Genomic DNA, 24,236 nt, shown 5'->3' with positions numbered 1-24,236 from the left:
CGTTACTCCATGTAGCCGAGCATCTGCAGCTGGGCCATCAGCTTGTCCTTCTCGTCGTCGGCCATGCCCTCGGCATTGGCGTCCTTGTTCACCCCGCGGGTGGCTTCGCCGATGCGGATCGGGTTTTGGATCAGCCACGGCTTGATGAACATGTCGCCAGCCACCTTGCCCTCGAAGTCGCCGGGCACTTCCAGGCCCTGGCTGTAAAGCAGGGTCGCGCCGACATCGCAGATGTGCCGGCGCTCGATCTGCACGCCCTTGCGCACGCCCGGGCCGCAGGCGATGAAGATGCCGTCCGGGTGGTGGGTACCAGCCGGCTCCTCGCGCGGCTCGACGATCGGCAGCTTGTTCTTGATCGAGACGAAGCCGAAGTCGCGCAGCACCAGCAGCAGGTCCGGCGCGTCCATCATCGCCGGGCCGGCGAAGACTTCCTCGCGCAGGTGGATCTCGCTGACGATGCTCTCGCCGGTCACCGGGTCCTTCAGCGCCTTGATGTCGAGGATCAGTTGCTCGCGGAAGGCCTCGTAGTCTTCCGGCTTGATCCCGGTCTCGCCCGGATTGCGCGCGACGCGGATGTTGATGCCGTTGCTCGACGGGGTGCGGCAGTATGCGGTGGTCTTGGTCCAGTCGAGGTTGGCGAACATGCTTTCCTCGCGGCGCTTGGCGGCCTCGGAGCCCGGATCGAGCACCTCCTTCCAGTGCAGGTAACCCTTCTCGTGCAGCCAGGCGTTGATCCGTACCACCTCGGTGGTGGCGGTGAAGCCGTGGTCGGATGCCATGAACACCTGGCAGTCCGGACCGGCCATGGTCACCAGCTCCTCGATGAAGCCGTCGAGCTGGCGGAAGTAATCCAGGCACAGCGTGCGCATGCGCTTGTGGTAGTCGCTGACGCCGTCGTGCTGCAGGGCCGGGTCGAGGAACAGCCAGGCCTGGTGCTGCAGCTTGTCGACGCCGTCGAACATCACCGCCATCAGCTCCGGCGCCTCTTCCTTGAGCAGGTATTTGGCGATCTCGAACCACTGCTTCTCGCGCGGCAGGTGGTAGCGCACCCAGTTCTCGCGGTCCTCGTCGGTGAGGTCGTCGACCGCCTGCTTCTCCTGCTCGAAGTCCCAGGCCAGTTCTTTCGGATCGAACCCCGGCAGGTCCTGCTTGAGGCGGTCGTAGAAATCGCCCGGCACGGTGTTGCGGCGCAGATGCCGCCAAGGGATGAAGCCCGGCACCATGAAACCGTTGAGGTCCTTGGGCGGCGGCGCGGTGAACGGCAGGTTGAGTACGGCGACGCGGCGCTCCTGGCGGCTGGCAATGGACCAGATGGTCTCGGCCAGGTTGTCGCGCGAGTCGTAGAGGGTGAAGAACACGTCCTCGCCACGCTCCTCGGCGCGGATGAAATCGAGCAGGCCGTGGTTGCCCGGGGTGCGCCCGGTCATCAGCGAGACCCAGGCCGGCGGGGTCAGCGGATTGGGCGTCGAGCGCAGCTTGGCGCGGGTGCCGCGGGCCATGATGCTGCCGAGGAAGGGCATCACGGCCGGCTGGCCGTCCTTCTCCACGCAGAGGTCGTCGAGGATGGTGAAGGTGCAGCCATCCATGCCGATGAAGAGGGTACGAGTGGTCATGCCGGCACTCCTGTGAGTTTCTCGTGAACGAAGTCGATCAGCTGCCCGATGGAGAGATCGTCGACGTAACTGCCGTCGTTCATCAGCAGATCCTGGAAGCCCATTTTCGGGCGGTTGTAGTGCTCTTCGATGGCGACGATCAGCTGGATGATGTCGACAGAGGCGAACTCCATGTCCGCCACCAGCCGGGTCTCGGCGCTCAGCGGCTGGTCCAGCTCGATGCCCCAGTCCTGGGTCAGGTCGGCAGCGATGTGGATCAGGGTTTGCTCGATTGCGCTCTTGCTCTCAGCCATTGGCCACTCCGTATTCCGTTACTTCCCATTCGGCCCCGGCCAGCGCGATCAGCCGATCGCCCTGCACCTCGAAGGCCACGTTCACGCAGGCCGGCGCCAGGCTGGCGTCGCCGGCGAAAATCACTTCGGCCAGGTCGCCGGTTTCGAGGAAACGCACCTCGAAATCCTGTGGCGCACCGCGCAGGCCGCAGCCCAGGTACTTGGCGGCGGCCTCCTTGGCGCACCAGGTGCGCAGGGTCAGCTCGCCCTGCCAGACCGGATCGACCGCGGCCAGCACATGCTGCTCATGGGCGGTGAACGAACCGGCCACCAGCTCCGGACGTTGCAGACGATCCAGGCGCTCGGCATCCACACCCACGGCGCCGGCGGGCACCAGGGCGGCCACGCAGCCATCGCGGTCGTGGCTCAGCGACACGGCCGGCGCGGCCAGCCAATGGCCGTTCCACCAGCCGTCGACGAAGGGCGCGCCCAGCGCATCGTGCTGCACGCTCACATCTGCCGGGCAGAGCAGCTCGCCGGTCTGCTGGTAGATGAAGTAGCGGGTCGCTTCCTTCAGGCACAGGCGGCCATGCAGCCACTCGCGGGCACGGCGGGTCTGGCGAACGGCCTCCCATTCCTCGCGCTCGTCCGCGGCCAGTACGGCGTGGGCGAGAATGCGCAGGAAGATCGCCGCCGACTGCTTGCAGAAGTCCTCGGGCAACTGCTCCAACTGCCACAGCAACACCTCCGGCAAGGCCGTGGCCAACGGCGCTCCGAGCCAGCCGTTCAGCGGTTCGCGGCGCAGCTGGTAGAAGGCGTTGGGCACCGGGAAGAACAGGTTGGCGAAGCCGCTGGCGTGCAGCAGCAGGCGGCCCTCATGCAGGCAGTCGAAGGTCCAGGTGCGTGGTGCATCCAGGCCGGAGTTGGCCGCATCGACCGGGCGCTGGCGGCCACGCAGCCAGGCGCCGGACAGATCGGCCGGGGCCGGCGCATGCAGCTCGATGCGGGCGATATGCGAGGGGAAGCTATTGAAATCGGTGCCGACCTGCTGCGCCAGCCAATAAGCGGCCAGCTGGCCGAGAGCGTCCAGCAGCACCGGGTTGAGCACCAGGGCGTAGGACTCGCCGTCATGCACGAATCCATCCAGCGAGCAGCTGGCGAGCTGGGCATCGATGCCCTCCTCCGCCCAGGTTTGGATGCTGGCGATGCTCTGGAACAGCGGGCCGTGGAACATGCCGGTGCTGTACAGCTCGTGGTCCGGCCAGCGGTAACCGATGCCGCCCTGCAGCTCGGCCAGCGGCGCGCCGGCAAGCTGCGCGGCGAAGCGGAATTCGGCGCTCATCACCAGGCTGCCGGCGTTGTGCAGCTCGGCCCGGTAGTGGTTGTCGGCGACGCGCTCGGCCTGCACCCGCAAGGTCAGCTCGCCGCGATCCAGGGCAACCCAGTCGAAGGCGCGGACGTTCTCGATCAGGTTGATCGCCACGCTTCCGGCCAGCAGCGCGCAGGCCTCGGCCATGATTTCCAGGCTGGCCATCATCGCCACGCAGGCCAGGCCTTGCAGCTCGGGCTGATGGTAGGAGCTGGGGCCGGACAACACGTGATCGGCGAGGAAGCGGTCGGTGGACCACAGCGGGCACTGGGCGCTGAGCCGCTCGCCCTGGCGCTGGATATCCACCAGCAGCGGCGCCGTCGGGCTCGCTGCCAGCGGCTGCGCGGCTACGGCCGCGACCGGCTGGAACAGTTCGCGCAGCAGCTCGCCGAGCGATTCGTTCACATGCACCACCGGCATGGTGTTCTTCACCAGCATGCCGCGCTTGGGCTGTGGCAACGGCTGATCGAGGTCGAGCACGCGGCAGGCGATGCCGCGGTAGAGCTTGCCGAGGTCCACCGTCTTGCCGTTGGCGAACAGGCTGCCGAGCAGGTTGAACAACTGCTCCACGCCGCTGCGCTTGCGCGCGTTGGAGGCGATGGCCAGGTACTCCTCGCCACCGAGGATGTCGTTGACGAAGCCGGTCAGGTTGCCGGAAGGGCCGACCTCGACGAAGTAGCGCACGCCATCGCGGTGCATGTGGGCGATGGTTTCGCGAAAGCGCACGGTGCTCGACCACTGCGCCGCGGCCAGCTCGCACGCCGCCTCAGGCTCGGTCGGGAACAGGTCGGCACTGGCGCAGGAATACAGCGGCGTCTTCGGCGCCTGCAGGCCGACATCGCGGTAGTACTGGTGGAAGGCGCCGGTGACCGCGGCGAACAGCGGCGTGTGGTAGGCACGGTCGAATGGTAGGATCGAACAGATGCCGCCCTCTTCGCCGAGCAGCCGCAGCAGGGCCTCGATGGTGGCGCGGTCGGAGAACAGCACCAGCTGGTTCTGACAGTTGTCCATGGCCACCACCACCGGCTCGGTGCGGGCGGCGATATGGCGATCCACCACCTCGCGCTTGAGCGCGCCAACGGTGAGCAGTGCGCCGGTGGCGATGCCACCGCCGTCCAGCACGCCGCGGTAGACCTTGTTCAGCTCGCGGATAAAGTCGGCCAGCTGGTCGCGGTCGCCGAAGGCCATCGCGCCGCTGGCTGCCAGGGCTGAGGACTCGCCGGTGCTGTGGCCGAGCATGGCATCCGGCTCCACACCCAAGGCGCCCAGCAGGCTGAACAGGGCCTGGCTGGCGACGAACACCGCCTCGGAGCCCACGTCCATGTCGAACAGGCGCGCTTCCAGGCGCTGGCGCTGCTCGTCATCCAGCTCGCTGGCCGGAGGGAACAGGATATCGGTGCGGGTCGAGCCAGGCTGTTCGTCGTACAGGCCCTGCCAGAAGTCGAACCACTCGCGCACTTCGGGGAACTGCTGGGCTAGGTCGACCAGCATGTTCAAGTATTGCGAGCCTTCGCCGGGGAACAGGAAGGCCAGCTTGCCCTGCAGTGGCTGGCTGCTGAATACCAGCCCGGTGCGGGTCATCCAGCGCGGGCTCTTGGCCTCGCCGATCTTCTTCGCCGCCTGCTGCAGCTTCTTCGCCAGTTCGGCCACATCGCCGGCCAGCACGGCCAGGCGCGCCGGTTTGTCGGCACTGTCGTGGGTGGCCAGGGTGGCGGCCAGGTCCAGCAGCGCCACGCCGGGGTTGCTCTCTATATAAGCCTGTACCTGCTGCAGCTGCGCCAGCAGTGCAGCCTCGTCGGCTGCGGCGAACACGCACAGTTCGCACTCGCGGCGGGCGAAGCTCAACGGCCGCTGGGCGGCGGCCGGCGCCTCCTCCAGCACCGCATGGGTATTGATGCCGCCAAAGCCGAACGAGTTGATACCGGCGCGGCGCGGGTTCTGCGGCTTGGCGATCCAGGGCTTGCTGGCGGTGTTGACGTACAGCGGCGTGGCGCCGATACCCAGTGCCGGGTTGACCGTGCCGCACAGGGTCGGCGGCAACACCTTGTGGTGCAGGGCCAGACTGGTCTTGATCAGGCCGGCGATGCCGGCGGCAGGGATGCAGTGACTAATCATCGACTTCACCGAGCCGATGGCCACGCTGCCGAGCAGGCCCTGGCGCTCGCCGAGCACGCTGCGCAGGGCGGCAATCTCGGTCTTGTCGCCGAGCGGAATGCCGGTGCCGTGGGCCTCGACCAGGGAGATGCTGGCCGGATCGACGCCGCTGCTCTCATAGGCGCGGCGGATCGACAGGGCCTCGCCCTCCTCGCTCGGCGCCAGCAGGCCGGTGCCGCGGCCATCGCTGGCCTGGCCGATACCACGCAGCACGGCATAGATGCGGTCGCCGTCGGCCAGGGCGTCGTCCAGGCGCTTGAGCACCACCATGCCCAGGCCTTCGCCGAGCAGGGTGCCATCGCTGCCCTGCTCGAACGGGCGAACCTTGCCGCGCCCGCTGAGGGCGCCGAGCTGAGTGAAGATCACCGAGACCTCGGCCGGCAACGAGGCATTGACCCCACCGGCGATCATCAGGCGGCTACGCCCGCTGCGCAGCTCGTCCATGGCGGCGTTGACCGCCAGCAGCGAGGACGAACAGGCGGCGTCGACTATGTAGTTGGGGCCTCTGAGGTTGAGGCGATTGGCGATGCGCCCGGTCATCACGTTGGGCACCAGGCCCGGGGCGATGTCGGTGTTGGACGGCGGCAGCTGCTTCTGCAGCGCCGTGCGCAGGCGCGCCAGGTCGTCCTCGCTCAGGCTCGGCTGGGCGGCCTTGAGCAGCTCCAGGGTCTGGTCGAGGACGATGTGGTTCTGGATATGGCTGACCTGGCCGCGGTGCAGGTAGGTGCTGTGGCCGAGGATGATGCCGGTGTCGCGATGGTCGACGCCGTCGCCCGCGTAGCCGGCATCCTGCAGGGCATCGAAGGCCACCTTGAGGGCGAGGAACTGGTCCGGCTCACCGCCATCCACCGAGCTGGGCATGATGCCGAACTCGCGCGGATCGAAGCGGTACAGGTCGTTCAGGTAGCCGCCGTGCTGGGTGTTGATGCGCCCGGAGTTCAGATAGCGCTGCGCCTCCCACTCGTCCTGTGGCTCGCCGACGGCGTCGGTGCCGGCCAGGATGTTGCGCCAGAAGGCCGCCAGGTCCGGGGCCTGCGGGAAGATGCAGGCCATGCCGATGATGGCGATAGGCGCGTTGCTCATCACTCGGTTTCCTTGCGCAGGTGGGTGCCGCCCAGGCGATTGAGGCGCGCATCGACGATGCACTGCAGGTCTTCGATCAGCAGCAGCAGGCGGCCTTCGTCGTCGCTGAAGAACACGTTCGCGCGCACCTGCTGGGCCTCGCCGGGCAGGCACTGGAAGTCCATGTGGAAGCGCTCGGGCAGTTGCTCGACGTAACGGATCACCCGGCCGAACTGGGCCGGCAACGCCGAGCCGTCGTGGAAGGTGCGCGCCCAGAGCAGGGCCATCTGCGGCGCGGCATCGAGCACCGCCGGGTCGATGATCCACTGTTGTTCGACACGTCCGCCGGCCAGCCACTGTTGCGGCGAGCTCGGGCACATCAGCGCCGCGGCGCCCTGGCTGGACAGGCCGCGGATGCCACGAATCACCTGGAAGCGCGGGCCGTGGAACAGCCACTCCTGATAGGCCTTGGCCACCGGCAGCTCACGACCGTGGTACTCGCTGGGCACATGGCGCGGCGCCTCGGGGAGCTGCTGGGCCATTTTCACCGCGGCGCGGTAGTGCATACGTTGCTGCTTGCCACTGCCGGAACGGATGCTGATGCTGGCGTCGAAGCCTTCGCTGCTGGCATAGGTCGGCGGATTGGTCAGCAACGACAGGGCCTGGGTCGGCTCGCTCAGCTGCACGCCCTTGAGCAGGCGCAGATCGGCCACCTCGGCGACGATCCAGCCCGGCCACATCAGGGTGGCGGCCTCGGCGATGATCTCCAGGGCCACGGCCGCCGGCAGCACCGGGACGCCGTCGATGCAGTGTTCCTGCAGGTAGCCGTGGCTGGCGTCGAGAATGAAGTGCAGGATCTGGGTACCCTTTTCGCCGTCCTCGATGCGGCACTGGGTCAGCAGTGGCTGGCGGGCGGTCGGCGGCGCGGCGCCGGTCTCTTCCTGCCAGCGACCTACCTGCTCCTCGTGACGTTCCCAGGGGCCGTCGCCGGCCACCACTTCGACCGCGTGGCCAGCCTTCAGGCGCAGGGCCTCGTCGAACAGGCGGCGGCCCTGAGCGGCACCGACCAGGGCCACGCCCTTGTCGGCGAATTTCTTCTCGGTCTCGGCGGTGACCATGCCGGCGCCGAACAGGGTCGGCCCCCAGGGGCCCCAGTTCAGCGACAGCAGCTTGGTCTTGTCGCCCCACAGCCGCTGCAACTGGCAGCACAGGCGGCTCATCAGCTCGTTGGCGGTGGCGTAGTCGAGCTGGCCGCTGTTGCCGTAGCGCCCGGCCACCGAGCTGAACACGGCGAAGAACTCCAGCTCCTCGACGCGCACCAGCTTGTGCAACAACAGCATGCCCAGCACCTTGGTGCCGACCACGCGCATCCAGCTGTCCGGTGTCTTGTCTTCCAGCAGCTTGTCCTCGATCACCCCGGCGCCGTGCACCACGCCGCTGAGCTTGCCGTGGCGCTGGCGGATGCCGTCGATGGCGGCAGCCAGGGCCGCCTCGTCGGTGGTATCCACCGCCAGGTATTCGACCGTCGCGCCGCGGGCGCGCAGGTCGGCGATGTTGCCGTGCATTTCGCGCAGGCCGATCAGCGCGGCGGTGCGCTTCTGCATTTCGGCCGGGGTCATGGCGAGACGGCCGGCGCGCACCTCGCCGATGAAGTGCTGGCGCAGCTGCCGCTCGTCCCGCAGGCCGGCTGTAGCGACGTCCTCATCGGCCAGCGGGCTGCGCCCGGTCAGCACCAGCACATTGCCGGGTCGGGCGATCTCGCGCAGCACCTCGGCGGTGATGCCGCGGGCGCCGCCGGTGGCCAGCACCACGGCGTTATCCACCGGCGGCAGCAGGTCTTCGGCGACGACCTCGTCGGCCTGGGTGCGGAACACCGTGCGACGCCCGGCCGGGTAGCCGACCTCCTGGCGCCCGCCGACCACCTGCAGCTCGGTGGTGATGATGGCCAGTTGCTCGGCGTCGCTCAGCGCCGGGTCCAGATCGATGGCGCGGGTACGCAGGGCCGGTCGTTCCTCGCGGATCGACTTGATCAGGCCGCTGCTGCCGCCCTGCAGGCTCAGGGCATGGCGTTGCTCGTCGACGCCGCGGGCGAACAAACCACCGAGGCCGCTGAGCGCGACCACATGGGCATCGCCGCGCAGCTGCGCGGCCAGCGCATGGAGAATCAGGTACAGCGATTTTTCGTTGACCAGCAGCTCGCGTTGCCAGGCCTCCAGCGCCGCATCCGCCGACAGCGCCTGGGCGCCCAGCGCGGCCAGGTGGATGACGCCGGCGACCTGTTTGCCCGGGTTGGCTGCCGTCTCGCGGCACCAGGCATCGAGCGCCGTCTCGTCGGCCAGCAGCCCACGGCTCAGCAGCGACACGCTGCAGCCGCGCTGCTCCAGCCACTCCTGCAGGCGCAGCGCCAGACCGTGGTCGTCGGCGGTGAGGATGAAGTAGCCCGGCTCGAACCGGCGCGCGGCCTGCTCGGGAATGGCCTCCTCCTCGGGCACCACGATATGCCGGGGCGAGTGGCTGGCCGCGACCGGCACAGTCTTCGGGCTCGCCCCGGCGGACTCAAAAGGGACGGCTACCTCGCCGACTTCCAGCCCTTCGAGCATCTTCAGCATGTCCGCCAGGGTCGCGCGGGTATTGAGCTGGCTGCGCGCCTCGCCCAGGGCGCTGCCGTAGGCCGGCGGCAGGGTCTGCAGCAGAGCACCGACGATTTCCACGCGCTTGATCGAGTCGATGCCGAGGTCGGCCTCCAGGTTCTGCTCGAGGCCGACCATGTCGCTCGGGTAGCCGGTGCGCTCTTCTACGATGGACAGCAGCAGGTCCTTGATCTTCGGCTTCCCGGCTTTGGCTTCCGGCGCGACGGCAGGAGCCGGCGTGGCCACGGGCGCAGCGGCGACCGGAGCCGCCACGGTTGCAGGTACCGGTGCGGGAGCTGCCACCGGCACGGCGGCCGGAGCCACACGTGCGACCGGCGCGGCAGCCACGGGACGGCGCGGCGCCGGTGCGGCGGGCAGACTGCGTGGCATGGCCGCCGGCTGGGCGCCGCCGGCCATGAAGGCGTTGAGCACACGCTCCTGGGTCTCCAGGAACTGGCGCATGGTGGCGAAGTATTCCGCCATCACCGATGACATCTCGTCACCGTGGATTGCCGTGGGTTCGGACATGACCAGCCTCTCCTTGTGTCGCACTGCGCTGTGGGTCGGGGTTGCGGGATTGCGATTCAGCGGCACCACCACCGGGTGTGCGGCGATTGCGGGCTCTACGGCGGACAGCACCTCGCCCTGTCGCACGCCGATCTGTCGCGGCGCCTCGCTGGCACGGCGGGCGCCGCTACCATTGAGCAGCCAGGCCTGCTTGGGCAGGCTGGCGTCGCGCCACAGGCCGTCGAGACGGCCGTTGGTACTGGCTTGGCAGGCGCGCCCGGCGAACAGGCGTTGCGGCTGGAAGGCCACGCCCAGAACATGCAGGCGCGCCAGCGCCAGCAGCAGGCTGACGAGACCGCCGCCGCGCTCATCCAGCGCCACCGCCTGGTGCGGCTTGCCGTCGAGAATGCGGCCAACCAGGCGACTGAGCACCGCTTTGGGTCCGACCTCGATGAAGACCCGGGCGCCGGCGGCGTACATGGCCTCGATCTGGGCGACGAACTCCACCGGCTTGACCAGATGCTCGGCCATCGCCTGCTGGACCGCGGCCGGCTCGCCGGCATGCAGGGCCGCACTGGCGTTGGAGTACACCGGCAGGTGCCCGGCCTGCCAGGGGGTGGCGGCGATGGCGGCGGCCAGCAAACCTTGGGCGGGCGCGACGAAGGGCGAATGGAAGGCGGCGGCTACCGGAATCGGGCTGGCGTTGATGCCGGCCTGCTGCAGTACGTCCAGCGCCTGGGCGATGCCGGCGCTGGAGCCGCTGATGATGCTCTGCTCCGGGGCATTGTGGTTGGCCACCAGCAGCTGCGGAATGGCGGCGATGGCCTGCTCCACCCGGGCGCGCGGCGCCTGCACCATGGCCATGCTGCCCAGTTCGCTGCCGGCGCTGGCGGCGGCCTCGACGATGAAGCGACCGCGGGCCTCCGACAGGCCCATCAGGCCGGCGAAGTCGATCTGCCCGGCGGCGAACAGCGCGACGAACTCGCCGTAGCTGTGGCCGGCGAGCATATCGCCGTCGATGCCCAGCTCGCGCAGCAGGCGCAGCAGGCCGGCCTCCACCGCACCGAGGGCAGGCTGGGCCACGTCGGTGCTGGTCAGAGCCGCGCTCGCCGCTTGACGGGAAGCTTCGTCATAGCAGGCGCGCGGGTGGATGAACTGGCTCAGCGGCTTGCTGGCGAAACGCTCGGTGCCGCCGGCCAGCAGTGCATCGGCCTCGGCCAGGGTGTCGGCGACGGAGGGGAACAGCACCGCCAGTTCACGCAACATATAAATGTTCTGCGAGCCCTGGCCGGGGAACAGCAGGGCGACCTGGCCGGGCTCGACGCGGCTGTCGCCGAGAACGATGGACGGATCGATCATCTCGTCGCCGGCTAGGCGCCGCTGGGCCTTGGCCAGCTTGTCGGCCAGCTCGTCCAGGCTGCCGACCACCAACGCCAGGCTGTGCTCGCCCTGGCCTAGGTTGTCGCTCAGGTAACAGGCGATATCGCGCAACGCCACCTTGCCCGGCGCCGCCAGCTGCGCCTGCAGCTGGGACAGCTGGTCCTGCAACTGTTCGCGGGTGCCGGCGCGCCACAGCAGCAGCTCGGCGCTCCAGGCATCGCTGACGCTCTGTTCGAGCCAGGGCCGGTACTCGCCGGCATATTCCTCGAGCACCGCGTGGAAATTGGTGCCGCCGAAACCGAAGGCACTGACGGCGGCGCGGCGCGGTTGCTGCGCTGCAGCCAGCCAGGGCTGCGCCTCATCGAGCACGCAGAGCGGGCTGTCGTCCTTCTTCAATACGGGGTTGGGCGACTGCACGCCCAGATGCGGCGGCAGCACTTTGTGGTGCAGGGCCAGGGCCGCCTTGATCATGCCGGCCACGCCGGCGGTGGCCTTGGTGTGACCGATCATGGTCTTCACCGAGCCGACCACCGCCTGGGCCGGACGGCTGCCCACCTCGCGCAGCAGCGAGGTGGTGCTGTCCAGCTCGGCGGTGTCGCCGGCCACGGTGCCGGTGCCGTGGGCCTCGAACAGGCCGACGCTGTCCGGACCGAAGCCGGCCTGTTGGTAGGCGCGGCGCATGGCGCGCAGCTGACCGGCGGGCAGCGGCGCGGTGAGGCCCTTGGCCTTGCCGTCGCTGCTGCCGGCCATGCCCTTGATCACCGCGTAGACGCGGTCGCCATCACGCTCGGCATCGCTGAGGCGCTTCAGCGCGACCATGGCGATGCCCTCGGAAATCACGATGCCGTCGGCCGATGCGTCGAAGGTGCGGCAGCGGCCGCGTGGCGACAGGGCCTGGGTCTTGCTGAAGCAGAGGTAGCCGAACGGACCCTGCACGGTGTCCACGCCACCGGCGATGACCAGGTCGCTGCGCCCGGAGAGCAGTTCGTTGATGCCCTGGTAGACGGCCGCCAGGGACGAGGCGCAGGCCGCGTCGGTGGCGAAATTGACGCCGCCGAAGTCCAGGCGGTTGGCGATGCGCCCGGCCATCACGTTGATCAGGATGCCGGCGAAGGTGTCCTCGGTCCATTGCGGCAGGCGCCCGGCGATCTCGCCCGGCAGATCACCCTTGAAGCGCGGCAGCTCGGAACGCAGGCCGTACTGCATGCCGACGTCGCCGGCGCCGCCGCTGGCGCCGATGATCACCGAGGCCTTCTCGCGGTTGAAGCCACGCTGCTCGTAGCCGGCATCGGCCAGGGTCTGGCGGGCGATATCCAGGGCCATCAGCTGCATCGGGTCGACCGACTCGATGGACTTGGGCGGCATGCCGTAGCGCGTCGGGTCGAACACCAGGTCGTCGAGGAAACCACCCCAGCGCGAGTAGATCTTGTCCGGCGTGGTGCGATCTTCGTCGAAGTACAGGCGCCAGTCCCAGCGGTGCGCGGGGATCTCGGTGATGGCGTCGACCTTGGCCAGGATGTTCTGCCAGTATTCGCGGGTGGTGTTGGAACCGGGCAGGATCGAGCCCATGCCGATGATCGCGATGTCGGCGGGCTGGCCCGGCTCGACAGCTGTCTCGAGCTGCGTCTGCTGGTATTCCTCCAGCAGAACTAGCGAATCCTCGGTCACCGCCCGGTGCAGGCCGGCGATATCGGTGACGGCGTCGCGCAGGGTGGCGACCTGGCCGATCATGTACATGCCGTCGGCCACCTGCTCGGAGGCGCCGAATTCCCTGATCGCGCCCTCCTCGCCCACCCGCATACTGCCCTTGGAGGCCAGACGCAGGCGACCGAGGATCAGGTCGTCGAGCTGCTCGCGGGCCTCGTCGGCCGGCACCGCCTGCTGCCTGAGTTCGTTGCGGCGGGCGAAGAAGGCAGCGGCGAACGGCGTGTAGGCGCAGCGACTGGCATGACCGGTGCCGGACTCCAGGTTGACCGTGCGCGCGCAATCGATGGCTTGCTGCTGGAAGGTCTCGACGATGGCGCCGGCCTCGACGATTTCGCGGGTGAACAGATAGGCGCTGCCCATCAGCAGGCCGACCTTGACGCCCTTGGCCAGCAGCGGCGCGGCCATGGCCTGGACCATGGCCGAGGAGCGGGCATCGTGAATGCCGCCAGCGAACAGCACCTGGATCTCGTCTGCCGGCACGCCCAGGGCGATCTCCTCCAGCAGGCGATCGATCATGCTGCTCCACAGCACGAAGCTGCTCAGCGGACCGACGTGGCCACCACACTCGCGCCCCTCGAAGATGAAGCGTCGCGCGCCTTCCTTCAGGAACATCGGAATCAGGTTGGACGACGGCACGTGGAGGAAGGACGGGATGCCCGACTGCTCAAGGCGCACCGCCTGGTCCGGGCGGCCGCCGGCAATGATCGCGTAGCTGGGCCGGTGCGGCTTGGCCGCGGCGATCTGCTCGTCCAGCAGCGTCTGCGGGGCGAAGCCGAGCAGGCCGATCCCCCAGGGGCGACCGGCCAGCAGCTCGGCGGTCTTCGCCAGCAGGGCGGCCAGCGGCTTGCCCTTGAGCAGCGCCAGGGCCAGCATCGGCAGCGCACCGCCTTCTGCCACGGCGGCAGCGAATTCGGCCTTGTCCGAGACCCGGCTCATCGGCCCCTGCACCAGCGGCAGGTTCAGGCCCAAGGCCTCGGCGAACGGCGCCCTTTCGCCGCGCAGGGCACGGGCGCTCAGGGCGATCTGCGGATTGTGCTGCACCGCCGCGTCGATCGCCTGGAACAGCTGGGCAACGCTGCCGAACTGCTTCTGCCAGGTGGCAGCGAAAGCTACGTCCTGGCCCAGCGGCAGCAGGCCGGCGGGCGGGTTGCGCCACTCCACCTCGGCCAGCAGGCGCTCGCGCATCTGCGTCGGGGTCAGTGCTTCGGCATCGGCGACAAAGGTCCGGGCGCGGGCGAAACCCGGGCGCACCAGGATGCGGCAATAGCGGCCGTGCTCGCCGTTGCCCGCGGCCAGTGTCTCGCTGCCAGACAAACTACGCAGATGCGGCTGCAGCTCCGCCACCACCGGCGATTCCTGCAGCAGCAGCACCTGGCTGTCCAGCGCCACCCCGGCGCAGCCGGCCAGAGCGGCGGCCGCGGCGGTGTGCGGAGTGATGCCGCCGCGAAGATACAGCGGCAGTTCACAGGTCGCGCGCCAATGCTGGGCGAGGATGAAGCTGCTGCTCTCGCCGACAAAGCCGGCGGCCTCATGCCCCTTGAGCAGCAGGCCGTCCAGGCGCCCGGCGATGGCGGAATCGAGAGGCTCATTGTCGCTGAGCTCGAGCAGCAGGGTCGCCGCGTCCATGCGAGTGTCGGCCAGCCAGTGCTGCCATTCGGGCCATTGCTCGCGGCCGAGGATCAGCAGGTTCAGACCCGCATCGAGGAGCTCGCCGAGTCGGTCGGCCAGTTCGGCATCGAAGGCGCCGAGACGTACGCCGAAGCCCTGCTCGCCAGCATGGCGGGCCAGCAGTTGCAACTGAGTGAAGGCCGGAGCGGCACTCAATTCCAGGTCCAGCACCCCAATGCCGCCGGCACGGGAGGCGGCGATCGCCAGTGCGGGATGACCGAGACCAAGGGGCGAAAGCAACAGCGTGCGAAGACCGGGTCGATCAGGAGTGCCTAGCATGGTTCGTAGCTCTTTCCGGGCCAAACAAACCCCGTGCGGCGGTTGCTCCGCTCACGCTCGGGGGCCAGTTAGCTAGCAGCGACTACGGTTGAGCGCAGATGCGAAAGCGGGCGAACCCTGAAAACGCAGTACGACTCGATCGTCCCCACCACAAAAACCTCGTGTGCGCCGCTTTGCGAGGCGCCGCTCAAGCGGCGATCCGCGTCAAAAGGCAAACATCAGAGGCAGAGTACAAATTTCTAATTATTTGATTTTCAAGCCATCTGAACCGGCACAGCAGATCAAATACCGACTCAAATCAAAAACTATCCTGATGGCTATTTACTATTTACCACCAAATACTGTCAAAATTACATCCGAAAGCGCAACGGCAAAATGAATTCGTCAAAAATCCATCACAAAATGAAATCAGTACCGACGCGCTTTCGCCCCCACCGCAAGGAGGGGGTGCTGCGAAATGCCAGCGAGGACACTCGGCCGCCGAGTCAGTGATCGCCGGACAGCGAGTTTTCGATCAGAAGGAGCCAAGGAATGGACACCCAGCCGAACCGCAGCAGCCTGCAGGCCCGCCAGATAGCGGGGCTTGGCCGATGCCTTCCCAGCGCCCTTCGCTGAGCCGACCCGCCCCTATCCCCAGAGAGGACAACCATGAGCGCGCCCATCAACCACATCGTTTTCATCATCATGGACAGCTGCCGCTACGACTCCTGCGTGGCAGCCAGGACGCCGAACATCGAGCGCGTCGGCCAGGTGGAGAAGCGCTATTCCTACGCCTCCTGGACGGCGCCTTCGCACTACGCCTTCACCATGGGCATGCTGCCGCACAGCACGCCGCGCGAGGTGTACGCCTCCGAGGTGTACAAGGAAGAATTCGTCCAGTGGGTAGAGCGCACCGGCATTGCCGACGTGTCGTTCCGCGACTTCATCCCCGAGCTGTCGCTGCCCAAGGTGCTTGGCCAGCTCGGCTACCGCACGGTGGCGCGGGTGTCGATGCCGGTGCTGAACCAGCAGACCGCGATCAATCAGCACTTCGATGACTACAAGCTGATGGGCAACCACAACGACTTCGCCGGCATGGTCGAGGAAATGACCTTCCCCGAGGACGAGCCGCACTACTACTTCCTCAACCTCGGCGAAACCCACTACCCCTACATGCTCAAGGACGAGAACCTGCCGCGCATTTCCGGCGTGCACGGGGTGTTCAAGAGCCTGGGCGGCGAGGCCCAGCACAATGCTGCGGACAGCGAGGCGTTCTTCGATCAGGAGCAGATGGAGATGCTGCGCCAGCAGCAGGTTCGCTGCGTGGAATACGTCGACGGGCTGATTGGCAAGCTGATGGAGAAGGCGCCGGCGAACACCTGGTTCATCATCACCGCCGATCACGGCGAGCTGTTCGGCGAGGACGGCTACTTCGGCCACGGCCCGATCATGCACGAGAAGTGCTTCGAGGTGCCCTTCGTCGAAGGCTTCGCGGGCAAGGTCTGATGCGCCAGCCGCTGTTCATCCTGGCCCTGCCGCGGTCGTACACCTCGCTGATCGCCGGCATGCTCGGCCAGCATCCGCAGGCCTACGGGCTGCCGGAGCTGAACCTGTTCACCGTCGATCGGCTGATCGAGATGTGGCAGGACGGCCCGGACAAGACCGGCATGTCGCGCTTTCAGCGCCACGGCATCCTGCGCGCGGTGGCGCAAATCTATGCCGGCGAACAGAGCAGCGCCGCCGTGGTGATGGCCAACCACTGGGTGGCGGCGCGGCAGAGCCGCAGCGGCATGCAGGTGTTCCGCGAGATCGCCGACGCGGTATCGCCGCTGATGGCCATCGACAAGAGTCCGGCCCACGTGGTCAGCCCGGTGTTCCTGCAGCGCATCTACGACGCCTATCCGGACGCCTTCTACCTGCATCTGACGCGGCATCCGACCAACCAGGGCCACTCGGTGATGAAGATCCAGGACGGCGGCTACGCCCTGTCGGTGAACTCCATCGACTACTGCGAAGGCGAGGCCGTCATCGATCCGCAGATCGCCTGGCACGACATCAACCTGAACATCCTGGAACTCCTGGAGAAGGTCCCGCCCCGGCAGAAGATGCACGTGCGCGGCGAGGACGTGATGGCCGAGCCGCTGCAGTGCCTGCCGCGCATCTGCCGCTGGCTGGGCCTGCGCGACGACCTCGAGGCGCTGGAGGACATGCTGCATCCCGAGCTGTCGCCCTTCGCCACGGTTGGGCCGATCAATGCGCTGTTCGGCAACGACCCGAACTACATGCGCGACCCGGTGTTCGAGTCGCACCTGCCGAAACATCCGCCGCTGCGCGCACCGTTGCCCTGGCGCATGGACGGCGCTTGCCTGAAACCCGAGGTCCAGCGCATGGCGCTGGAGTTCGGCTACTCCCACTGAGCGAGACGAGACATGCCGACACGCAACCGCCTGGGCAACATCAGCGCACCGAGCGACATGCTCCCGGAACTACCGCCGCATCTGCAGGTGCTGCGCGACGACCTGCAGAAGCGCGTGCAGGCCAGCCGCGTGCGCCATTACCTGGACCGCGAACTGTCACACCTCAGCGGCAACCGCGAGATCGCCGCCAGCGTGCGCCTGCTGTTCGACGGCCAGGGGCGCCCCTCGGAAAACCTCAGCCTCAAGGAAATCGTCAGGTTCCGGCAGAAGATCGAGACCGACATCCAGTGGCTGGAGGCAGTGCTGACCGAGCTGCGCAGCGACCTGGCCGTGATCCGCGAGCTGGAAGACGCGGCCCTGGACGTGGCGGACATCCAGCGAACCGAAGAGAACTGCTAGGGAGACGCACCATGCGCCTGATCACTCTGCTCGCCCCCTGCCTCGCGCTGATCGCGGCCCATGCACTCGCCGCAGAAGGCCGCTTACATCAGCTCGAGGCCGGCGGCGAGGAGCGCAGCTACAAGCTGTATGTCCCCGAGGGCGCGCCCAAGGGCCCGCTGCCGCTGATGATCGTCATGCACGGAGGCCTGGGCAACGCCGACGAGACCGAGCGCACCACCGGCATGAACCGCGTCGCCCAGGCCAACGGTTTTCTGGTGGCCTACCCCAATGGCACCGGCGCGCGGATGATGCCTAACCGGCGTACCTGGAATGCCGGCAAGTGCTGCGGCAGAGCGGCGGAACTCAACGTAAACGACGTAAGCTTCATCCACGCCATGCTGGCCGACATCGGCAGCCATCATCCCGTAGACCGTTCGCGGGTCTACGCCACCGGCATCTCCAACGGCGCCATGATGGCCTATCGTCTGGCCTGCGAGCTGCCCGACGACATCGCCGCCATCGTGCCGGTTTCTGGCACCCTGGCGGTGAACAGCTGTCCCGGGGCGAGAAACATCCCGGTACTGCACATCCACGGCGGCAAGGACAGCAACGTCCCCTACCAGGGCGGCATGGGCGAGAACGCGATTTCCGGCGTGGCCCACCGCTCGGTGCCCGAGACCCTGAAGATGATTGCCAGCGCCCACGGCTGCGGCGCCGGTCCGAACGAAAAGGATCTGGCCGATGGCTCGGAGCTCACCAGCTGGAACTGCCAGGGCAAGGCGCCGCTGCAGCTGCGCCTGATCCCCAACGGCGAGCACGTCTGGCCGGGCGGCGACAGCCCACGCAACCGTAAGCTGTTCGGCGGCGACTTCTCCGCCAGCCAGGCCGCCTGGGACTTCGTCAAGCAGTTCAAGAAGAACAACTGAACCTGCCAGGGCGGCGAAGACCGCCCACTCAACTGCCCACACGCCGCAAGCCCTGTCGCCCCCACGGGACGGCCGGTAAACTGCACTCATCAGCCAGCAGCACCCGTCATCACGAGGCGAACCGAAATGCCCCTCACCCATCTAGAGCGCCTGGAAGCGGAGAGCATCGATATTTTCCGCGAAGCGGTTTCCGAGGCGGAAAACCCGGTGATGCTCTACTCCATCGGCAAGGACAGCGCGGTGATGCTGCATCTGGCGCGCAAGGCCTTCTTCCCCTCGCGTCCGCCCTTCCCGCTGCTGCACGTGGACACCACCTGGAAATTCCGCGCCATGTACGAGATGCGCGAGCGCATGGCGCGCGAGTCCGGCATGGAGCTGCTGATCCACCGCAACCAGGATGCGCTGGAGCGCGGCATCAATCCCTTCACCCACGGCTCGGCACTGCACACCGACCTGTGGAAGACCGTCGGCCTGAAGCAGGCCCTGGACCAGCGCGGCTTCGACCTGGCCTTCGGCGGCGCGCGCCGCGACGAGGAAAAATCGCGCGCCAAGGAGCGCGTGTTCTCCTTCCGCAGCGCCCAGCACCGCTGGGAACCCAAGGCTCAGCGCCCGGAGCTGTGGCGCCTGTACAACGCACGCAAGCTGCCCGGCGAGAGCATCCGCGCCTTCCCCCTGTCGAACTGGACCGAGCTGGACATCTGGCAGTACATCCACCTCGAGAACATCCCCATCGTGCCGCTGTACCTCGCCGAGAAGCGCCCGGTGGTGGAGCGCGACGGCGTGCTGATCATGGTCGACGACGAACGCATGCCGCTGCGCCCCGGCGAGCAGCCGCAGCTGAAGAGCGTGCGCTTCCGCACCCTGGGCTGCTATCCGCTGACCGGCGCGGTGGAGTCCGAGGCCGACAGCCTGCCGGCGATCATCCGCGAGATGCTGCTGGCCACCACCAGCGAACGCCAGGGCCGAATCATCGACCACGACAGCGCCGGCTCCATGGAAAAGAAGAAAGTCGAGGGGTACTTCTGATGAACGCCCACACCCATCTCATCGAAGACGATATCGAACAGTACCTCGAGGTGCACCGGCACAAGACGCTGCTGCGTTTCATCACCTGTGGCAGCGTCGACGACGGCAAGAGCACGCTGATCGGCCGCCTGCTCTATGAGTCCAAGGCACTGCTGGAAGATCAGCTCAGCGCTCTGGAGAGCGACTCGAAGAAGCACGGCACCCAGGGCGGCGAGCTGGACTTCGCCCTCCTGGTGGACGGTCTGTCCGCCGAGCGCGAACAGGGCATCACCATCGATGTGGCCTACCGCTTCTTCGCCACCGAGAAACGCAAGTTCATCGTCGCCGACACTCCCGGCCACGAGCAGTACACACGCAACATGATCACCGGTGCCTCGACCGCCGACGTCGCGGTGATTCTGATCGACGCGCGCAAGGGCGTACTGACCCAGACCCGCCGGCACAGCTACCTGGTGTCGCTGATCGGCATTCGTCGTGTGGTACTGGCCATCAACAAGCTGGACATGGTCGGCTACTCGCAGGAGGTGTTCGAGCAAATCGACGCCGACTACCGCGCCTTCGCCGGCCGGCTGGGCATCGAGCACATCCAGAGCATTCCTCTGTCGGCCCTGCGCGGCGACAACATCACCGAGCCCAGCCCGAACACGCCCTGGTACCAGGGCCCGAGCCTGATGCAGTTCCTCGAGACGGTGGAGCTGGAGCAAGCTCGCGAGGACGCGCCGCTGCGCATGCCGATACAGTGGGTGAATCGCCCCAACCTGGATTTCCGCGGTTTCTCCGGACGCATTCTCGGTGGCAGCGTGCGGCCGGGCGACGCCATCCGCGTGCTGCCCTCTGGCAAGACCAGCAAGGTCGAGCGCATCGTCACAATGGCTGGAGACTTGCCGCAGGCGGTCACCGGCCAGTCAGTGACCCTGACCCTCAGCGACGAGATCGACATCAGCCGCGGCGACGTGATCGCCGCCGCCGACGCTCCGCCGGCGGTGGCCGACCAGTTCGAGGCCACCGTGGTATGGATGAGTGAGGAGGCGATGCTGCCGGGCCGCCCCTACCTGATCAAGCTCGGCGCCAGCAGCATCGGCGGTGCCCTCGGTCAACCCAAGTACCAGGTCGACGTCAACAGCCTCGACCAGCTGCCGGCCAAAACCCTAGGGCTCAACGAGATCGGCGTCTGCACCCTGAGCCTGGATCGCGCCGCCCCCTTCGATCCCTACGCGGAAAACCGCGACATGGGCAGCTTCATCGTCATCGACCGCTACACCCACCAGACGGTCGGCGCCGGCATGCTGCACTTCGCCCTGCGCCGCTCGCAGAACATCCACTGGCAGGCCGTGGAGGTCGACAAGGCGTCACGCACCCGGTTGAACGGCCACAAGCCCTGCGTGATCTGGCTGACCGGCCTATCCGGCGCCGGCAAATCGACCATCGCCAACCTGCTGGAACGCCGCCTGCACGCGCTCGGCGTGCACACCTATCTGCTCGACGGCGACAACGTGCGCCACGGCCTGAACAAGGACCTGGGTTTCACCGCCGCCGACCGGGTGGAGAACATCCGCCGCATCGGCGAAGTGGCCAGGCTGATGGTGGACGCCGGGATGATGGTGGTCACCGCCTTCATCTCGCCTTTCCGCTCGGAACGCCAGCTGGCCCGTGATTTGGTGGCCGAGGGCGAGTTCATCGAGGTATTCGTCGACACACCCCTGGCAGAAGTGGAGAAGCGCGACCCCAAAGGCCTGTACAAGAAGGCGCGGCGCGGCGAACTGAAGAACTTCACCGGCATCGACTCACCCTACGAGGCGCCCGAGCAACCGGAGATCCGCATCGAGACGCTCAAGCACAGCGCCGAAGACGCCGCCGATCTGATCGTGCGGCAACTGCGGGAGCTGGGTCTGCTGGTCTGAAGATCGGGGACCCGCGCCCCCAGGCTGGCGGTCACATGAAATCCCTCGAGCGCGCGAGCGCTCGTTGTTTGCAGCGCCGCCGCGCTTTCTTCTTCCCCCCCCTTGCCTACGAAGCGGCCGAAATGGGCTGAACTCGGCGTGCGACGCGGATTCCAATACTCGACGTGAGTACTTCCAGGCGATGGAAACTCCAAAGAACCAATCGCTATAATCGTGCCACCCCTCATACGATCAGCCGAAGCTGATGTCCGCGGTGGCCGCTGGCGGCCCACCCACTCAATCTGGTGAATATGTGACGAAAGACGAACTGCGCGCCGAACTGGAGCGTCAGGCGCAACGTTACAAGGATGTATACGGCGGCGAAGTGATCACCTACGCCGCTCAGCCCGACCCCGAGCGCAAACCCTGGCGCAAGAAGCCCAGCCTGCTGGACCAGGCGTTCCAGCAGGAACTGAACAAGATCGAACAGGCCCGCGAGGCGGAGTGACCGGCGCCTCAGCGGCGCCGACCACCTCCCAGCAGCGACCCCATCAGCCCACGCACCAGCTGTCGACCGATCTGGTTGGCGGCCTGGCGTACGGCCGTCTTCATGACCTGACTGGCCAGGCTGCCGAGCAGCTCGCCGGCCATGCCGCCAAGACCACCCTGCTCCGCCGGTGCGCTCGCCCCCTTGCCGGCCGGCGCCGCTTCTACAGGTGCCTGAGCGGCGCGGGCCATGAGCATTTCGTAGGCGGATTCGCGATCCACAGGCCTGTCGTAGCGACCGGCCTGGGGCGATGTGCGCAGCAGTGCTGCTCGCTCCGCCTCGCTCAGCGGGCCGATACGCGACTGCGGCGGAGCGATGGCGACGCGCTGGACCATCGCCGGCGTGCCCTTCTCTTCCAGGGTGCCGACCAGCGCCTCGCCGATGCCCAGCTCGGTGAGCACACTCAGGCTGTCGAACGCCGGGTTCGGGCGGAAGCCATCGGCCACCGCACGCAGCGACTTCTGCTCCTTGGCGGTGAAGGCACGCAGGCCGTGCTGGATGCGCAGGCCGAGTTGTGCCAGCACCTCATCCGGCAGGTCACCCGGCGACTGGGTGACGAAGTAGACGCCGACTCCCTTGGAGCGGATCAGCCGTACCACCTGCTCCAGACGCTCCTGCAGCGCCTTGGGAGTGTCGGCGAAAAGCAGGTGCGCCTCGTCGAAGAACAGCGCCAGCACGGGCTTGTCGGCATCGCCACGCTCGGGCAGCTGCTCGAACAGCTCGGCCAGCAGCCACAGCAGGAAGGTCGCATAGACCTTGGGCGCCTCGTGGATCAGGCGACTGGCATCCATCAGATGAATGCGTCCGCGGCCGTCACGATCGGGGTGAAGAATGTCCTCCAGCTGCAGGGCCGGCTCGCCGAACAGCATCTCGGCGCCCTGCTGCTCCAGGGTCGCCAGACGCCGCAACAGCGCCTGGGCCGAGGCGCCGGCGAACAGCGCGCGGTCCTCGCCGAGCAACTCGGGGTGATCCTTGAGGTGGTTGAGCAGCGCCTTGAGGTCCTTCAGGTCGAGCAGCAGCAAACTTTCGCGGTCGGCCACCTGGAAGGCGGCATAGAGCGCGGCCTGCTGACTGTCGGTGAGCTCAAGCAGGTTGCCCAGCAGCAGTGGGCCCATCTCGCTGAGCGTGGTGCGCAACGGATGCCCGCTTTTGCCGGCCACGTCCCACAGCGTCACGGGGTAGCCCTGGGGCGTGTGATGCAACCAGGGCATGCTGGCGATCCGCTCGGCGACCTTGCCTTGGGGATTACCGACCGCGCCCAGACCGCAGAAGTCGCCCTTGATGTCGGCGGCGAACACCGCCACACCGGCATCGCTGAACGCCTCGGCCAGGCGTTGCAGCGTCACCGTCTTGCCGGTGCCGGTGGCGCCGGCCACCAGGCCGTGGCGGTTGGCCAGGCGCAGGGCCTGGGCGACGGGCTGACCCTGGGTGTCGGCACCCAGAATTAGAGAATCGGCTACGGGCATCTTGCCATCCCTCTGGCTAAAGCTTTACTGCAGTTATGTCGCTATAGAGGTGTCACTCGAAAGATCCGCGCGTCACCGCTCCGTTGATAACAAGACTGCTGCCAGACACTACCGGACGCAAGTAGCCATGACTCAGAACCTGAAGTTCAGCCACAAGATCCTGCTCGCGGCCTCGCTGGTAGTGATCGCCGCTTTCACTCTGTTCACCCTGTACAACGATTACTTGCAACGGAATGCGATCCGCGCGGACCTGGAAAGCGAACTGCGCAGCCTCGGGGACGTCACCGCGAGCAATATCCAGAACTGGCTCTCGGGGCGCATCCTGCTGGTGGAGAACATCGCGCAGAGCGTGCAGGACGACACGCCCGATACCCTGGCCCGCACGTTGGAGAGCAAGGCGCCGGCGTCGACCTTCGACTTCACCTATCTCGGCTCGGCGGACGGCAGCTTCACCATGCGCCCCGAGAGCCCCATGCCCGACGGTTACGACCCGCGAACCCGCCCCTGGTACAAGGACGCCATGGCCGCGGGCGGCTCGACGCTGACCGAGCCGTATGTGGATGCCGCCACCAGCAAGCTGATCATGACCATCGCCACTCCGGCCGGCAGCACCGGCGTGGTCGGTGGCGACCTCAGCCTGGATACCCTGGTGCAGATCATCAACTCGCTGGATTTCGACGGCCTGGGCTACGCCTTCCTGGTCAGCGCCGACGGCAGAATTCTGGTCCACCCGAAGCAGGACCTGGTGATGAAAACACTCAAGGAGGTCTATCCGCAGAACACGCCGCAGATCAGCACCGAGCTCTCGGAGGCAGAGCTGGACGGCACCGATCGTCTGCTGACCTTCACCCAGGTCAAGGGGCTGCCATCGGTCACCTGGTACGTCGGCCTGTCCATCGACAAGGACAAGGCCTACGCCACGCTGCATGAGTTCCGCGCCTCCGCCGTGGTCGCCACCCTCGTCGCGGTGATC

The 24,236-nt window shown here is 67.3% G+C and carries 13 protein-coding genes; 8 read left to right on the top strand and 5 right to left on the bottom strand.

All coding sequences use genetic code 11. The features are described from left to right. Window positions 1-2: 2 nt before the first annotated feature. The 4 genes from NF616_RS00065 to NF616_RS00050 are packed head-to-tail and all read right to left on the bottom strand — an operon-like array spanning window position 3 to window position 14,602. Window positions 3-1,613 carry an alkaline phosphatase family protein gene (locus NF616_RS00065; protein WP_252270727.1) on the bottom strand — a complete coding sequence of 537 codons (1,611 nt, stop codon included), beginning with the start codon at window positions 1,611-1,613 and terminating at the stop codon, window positions 3-5. Further along, a complete protein-coding gene (locus NF616_RS00060) occupies window positions 1,610-1,906 on the bottom strand; it encodes a hypothetical protein (RefSeq protein WP_252270726.1) in 297 nt (98 codons plus the stop codon). Before NF616_RS00060 ends, NF616_RS00065 begins: the two co-directional genes overlap by 4 nt. Next, on the bottom strand, window positions 1,899-6,491 hold the full coding sequence (locus NF616_RS00055; protein WP_252270725.1) for a type I polyketide synthase: 4,593 nt from the start codon (window positions 6,489-6,491) through the stop codon (window positions 1,899-1,901). Before NF616_RS00055 ends, NF616_RS00060 begins: the two co-directional genes overlap by 8 nt. After that, a complete protein-coding gene (locus tag NF616_RS00050; protein WP_252270724.1) occupies window positions 6,491-14,602 on the bottom strand; it encodes a type I polyketide synthase in 8,112 nt (2,703 codons plus the stop codon). The genes NF616_RS00055 and NF616_RS00050 overlap by 1 nt, the downstream gene beginning before the upstream one ends. A 687-nt stretch (window positions 14,603-15,289) precedes the next feature. Here NF616_RS00050 and NF616_RS00045 point away from each other — a divergent pair. The 7 genes from NF616_RS00045 to NF616_RS00015 all read left to right on the top strand — a co-directional run bounded on the left by NF616_RS00045 (window position 15,290) and on the right by NF616_RS00015 (window position 21,758). Continuing rightward, window positions 15,290-16,126, top strand: coding sequence for a sulfatase-like hydrolase/transferase (locus tag NF616_RS00045; protein ID WP_252270723.1), 837 nt, complete (start codon window positions 15,290-15,292; stop codon window positions 16,124-16,126). Further along, entirely contained in the window at window positions 16,126-17,037 is a 912-nt protein-coding gene (locus NF616_RS00040) for a sulfotransferase family protein (RefSeq protein WP_252270722.1), read from the top strand. The genes NF616_RS00045 and NF616_RS00040 overlap by 1 nt, the downstream gene beginning before the upstream one ends. Window positions 17,038-17,049: 12 nt before the next feature. Next, window positions 17,050-17,436 carry a hypothetical protein gene (locus tag NF616_RS00035; protein ID WP_252270721.1) on the top strand — a complete coding sequence of 129 codons (387 nt, stop codon included), beginning with the start codon at window positions 17,050-17,052 and terminating at the stop codon, window positions 17,434-17,436. 11 nt (window positions 17,437-17,447) lie between these two features. Then, window positions 17,448-18,344 (top strand): extracellular catalytic domain type 1 short-chain-length polyhydroxyalkanoate depolymerase, encoded by an 897-nt coding sequence (locus NF616_RS00030; protein WP_252270720.1) that lies wholly within the window; start codon window positions 17,448-17,450, stop codon window positions 18,342-18,344. A gap of 126 nt (window positions 18,345-18,470) precedes the next feature. After that, window positions 18,471-19,370, top strand: coding sequence for a sulfate adenylyltransferase subunit CysD (cysD, locus tag NF616_RS00025; RefSeq protein WP_252270719.1), 900 nt, complete (start codon window positions 18,471-18,473; stop codon window positions 19,368-19,370). Then, window positions 19,370-21,271, top strand: coding sequence for a sulfate adenylyltransferase subunit CysN (gene cysN, locus NF616_RS00020; RefSeq protein WP_252270718.1), 1,902 nt, complete (start codon window positions 19,370-19,372; stop codon window positions 21,269-21,271). The genes cysD and cysN overlap by 1 nt, the downstream gene beginning before the upstream one ends. 292 nt (window positions 21,272-21,563) lie before the next feature. Continuing rightward, entirely contained in the window at window positions 21,564-21,758 is a 195-nt protein-coding gene (locus NF616_RS00015) for a hypothetical protein (protein WP_252270717.1), read from the top strand. Between the two features lie 8 nt (window positions 21,759-21,766). Here the strand turns inward: NF616_RS00015 and NF616_RS00010 are convergent, their stop codons facing one another. Beyond that, the gene (locus tag NF616_RS00010) at window positions 21,767-23,263 is read right to left on the bottom strand and encodes a helicase HerA-like domain-containing protein (protein WP_252270716.1); all 1,497 of its coding nucleotides are present in this window, start codon (window positions 23,261-23,263) and stop codon (window positions 21,767-21,769) included. Window positions 23,264-23,390: 127 nt separating this feature from the next. Between NF616_RS00010 and NF616_RS00005 the strand changes: the two genes are divergently transcribed. Then, on the top strand, window positions 23,391-24,236 hold an 846-nt coding region (locus NF616_RS00005; RefSeq protein ID WP_252270715.1), incomplete at its 3' end, for a cache domain-containing protein.

The organism is Pseudomonas subflava, from assembly GCF_023823685.1.
GTDB lineage: Bacteria > Pseudomonadota > Gammaproteobacteria > Pseudomonadales > Pseudomonadaceae > Aquipseudomonas > Aquipseudomonas subflava.
This window is presented reverse-complemented; position numbering and strand designations above follow the sequence as displayed.

Coding starts and splice junctions, on each gene's coding strand:
- NF616_RS00030 (WP_252270720.1), top strand. CDS start 17,448: ATGCGCCTGATCACTCTGCTCGCCCCCTGCCTCGCGCTGATCGCGGCC.
- NF616_RS00060 (WP_252270726.1), bottom strand. CDS start 1,906: ATGGCTGAGAGCAAGAGCGCAATCGAGCAAACCCTGATCCACATCGCT.
- NF616_RS00065 (WP_252270727.1), bottom strand. CDS start 1,613: ATGACCACTCGTACCCTCTTCATCGGCATGGATGGCTGCACCTTCACC.
- NF616_RS00055 (WP_252270725.1), bottom strand. CDS start 6,491: ATGAGCAACGCGCCTATCGCCATCATCGGCATGGCCTGCATCTTCCCG.
- cysD (WP_252270719.1), top strand. CDS start 18,471: ATGCCCCTCACCCATCTAGAGCGCCTGGAAGCGGAGAGCATCGATATT.
- NF616_RS00040 (WP_252270722.1), top strand. CDS start 16,126: ATGCGCCAGCCGCTGTTCATCCTGGCCCTGCCGCGGTCGTACACCTCG.
- NF616_RS00045 (WP_252270723.1), top strand. CDS start 15,290: ATGAGCGCGCCCATCAACCACATCGTTTTCATCATCATGGACAGCTGC.
- NF616_RS00035 (WP_252270721.1), top strand. CDS start 17,050: ATGCCGACACGCAACCGCCTGGGCAACATCAGCGCACCGAGCGACATG.
- cysN (WP_252270718.1), top strand. CDS start 19,370: ATGAACGCCCACACCCATCTCATCGAAGACGATATCGAACAGTACCTC.
- NF616_RS00010 (WP_252270716.1), bottom strand. CDS start 23,263: ATGCCCGTAGCCGATTCTCTAATTCTGGGTGCCGACACCCAGGGTCAG.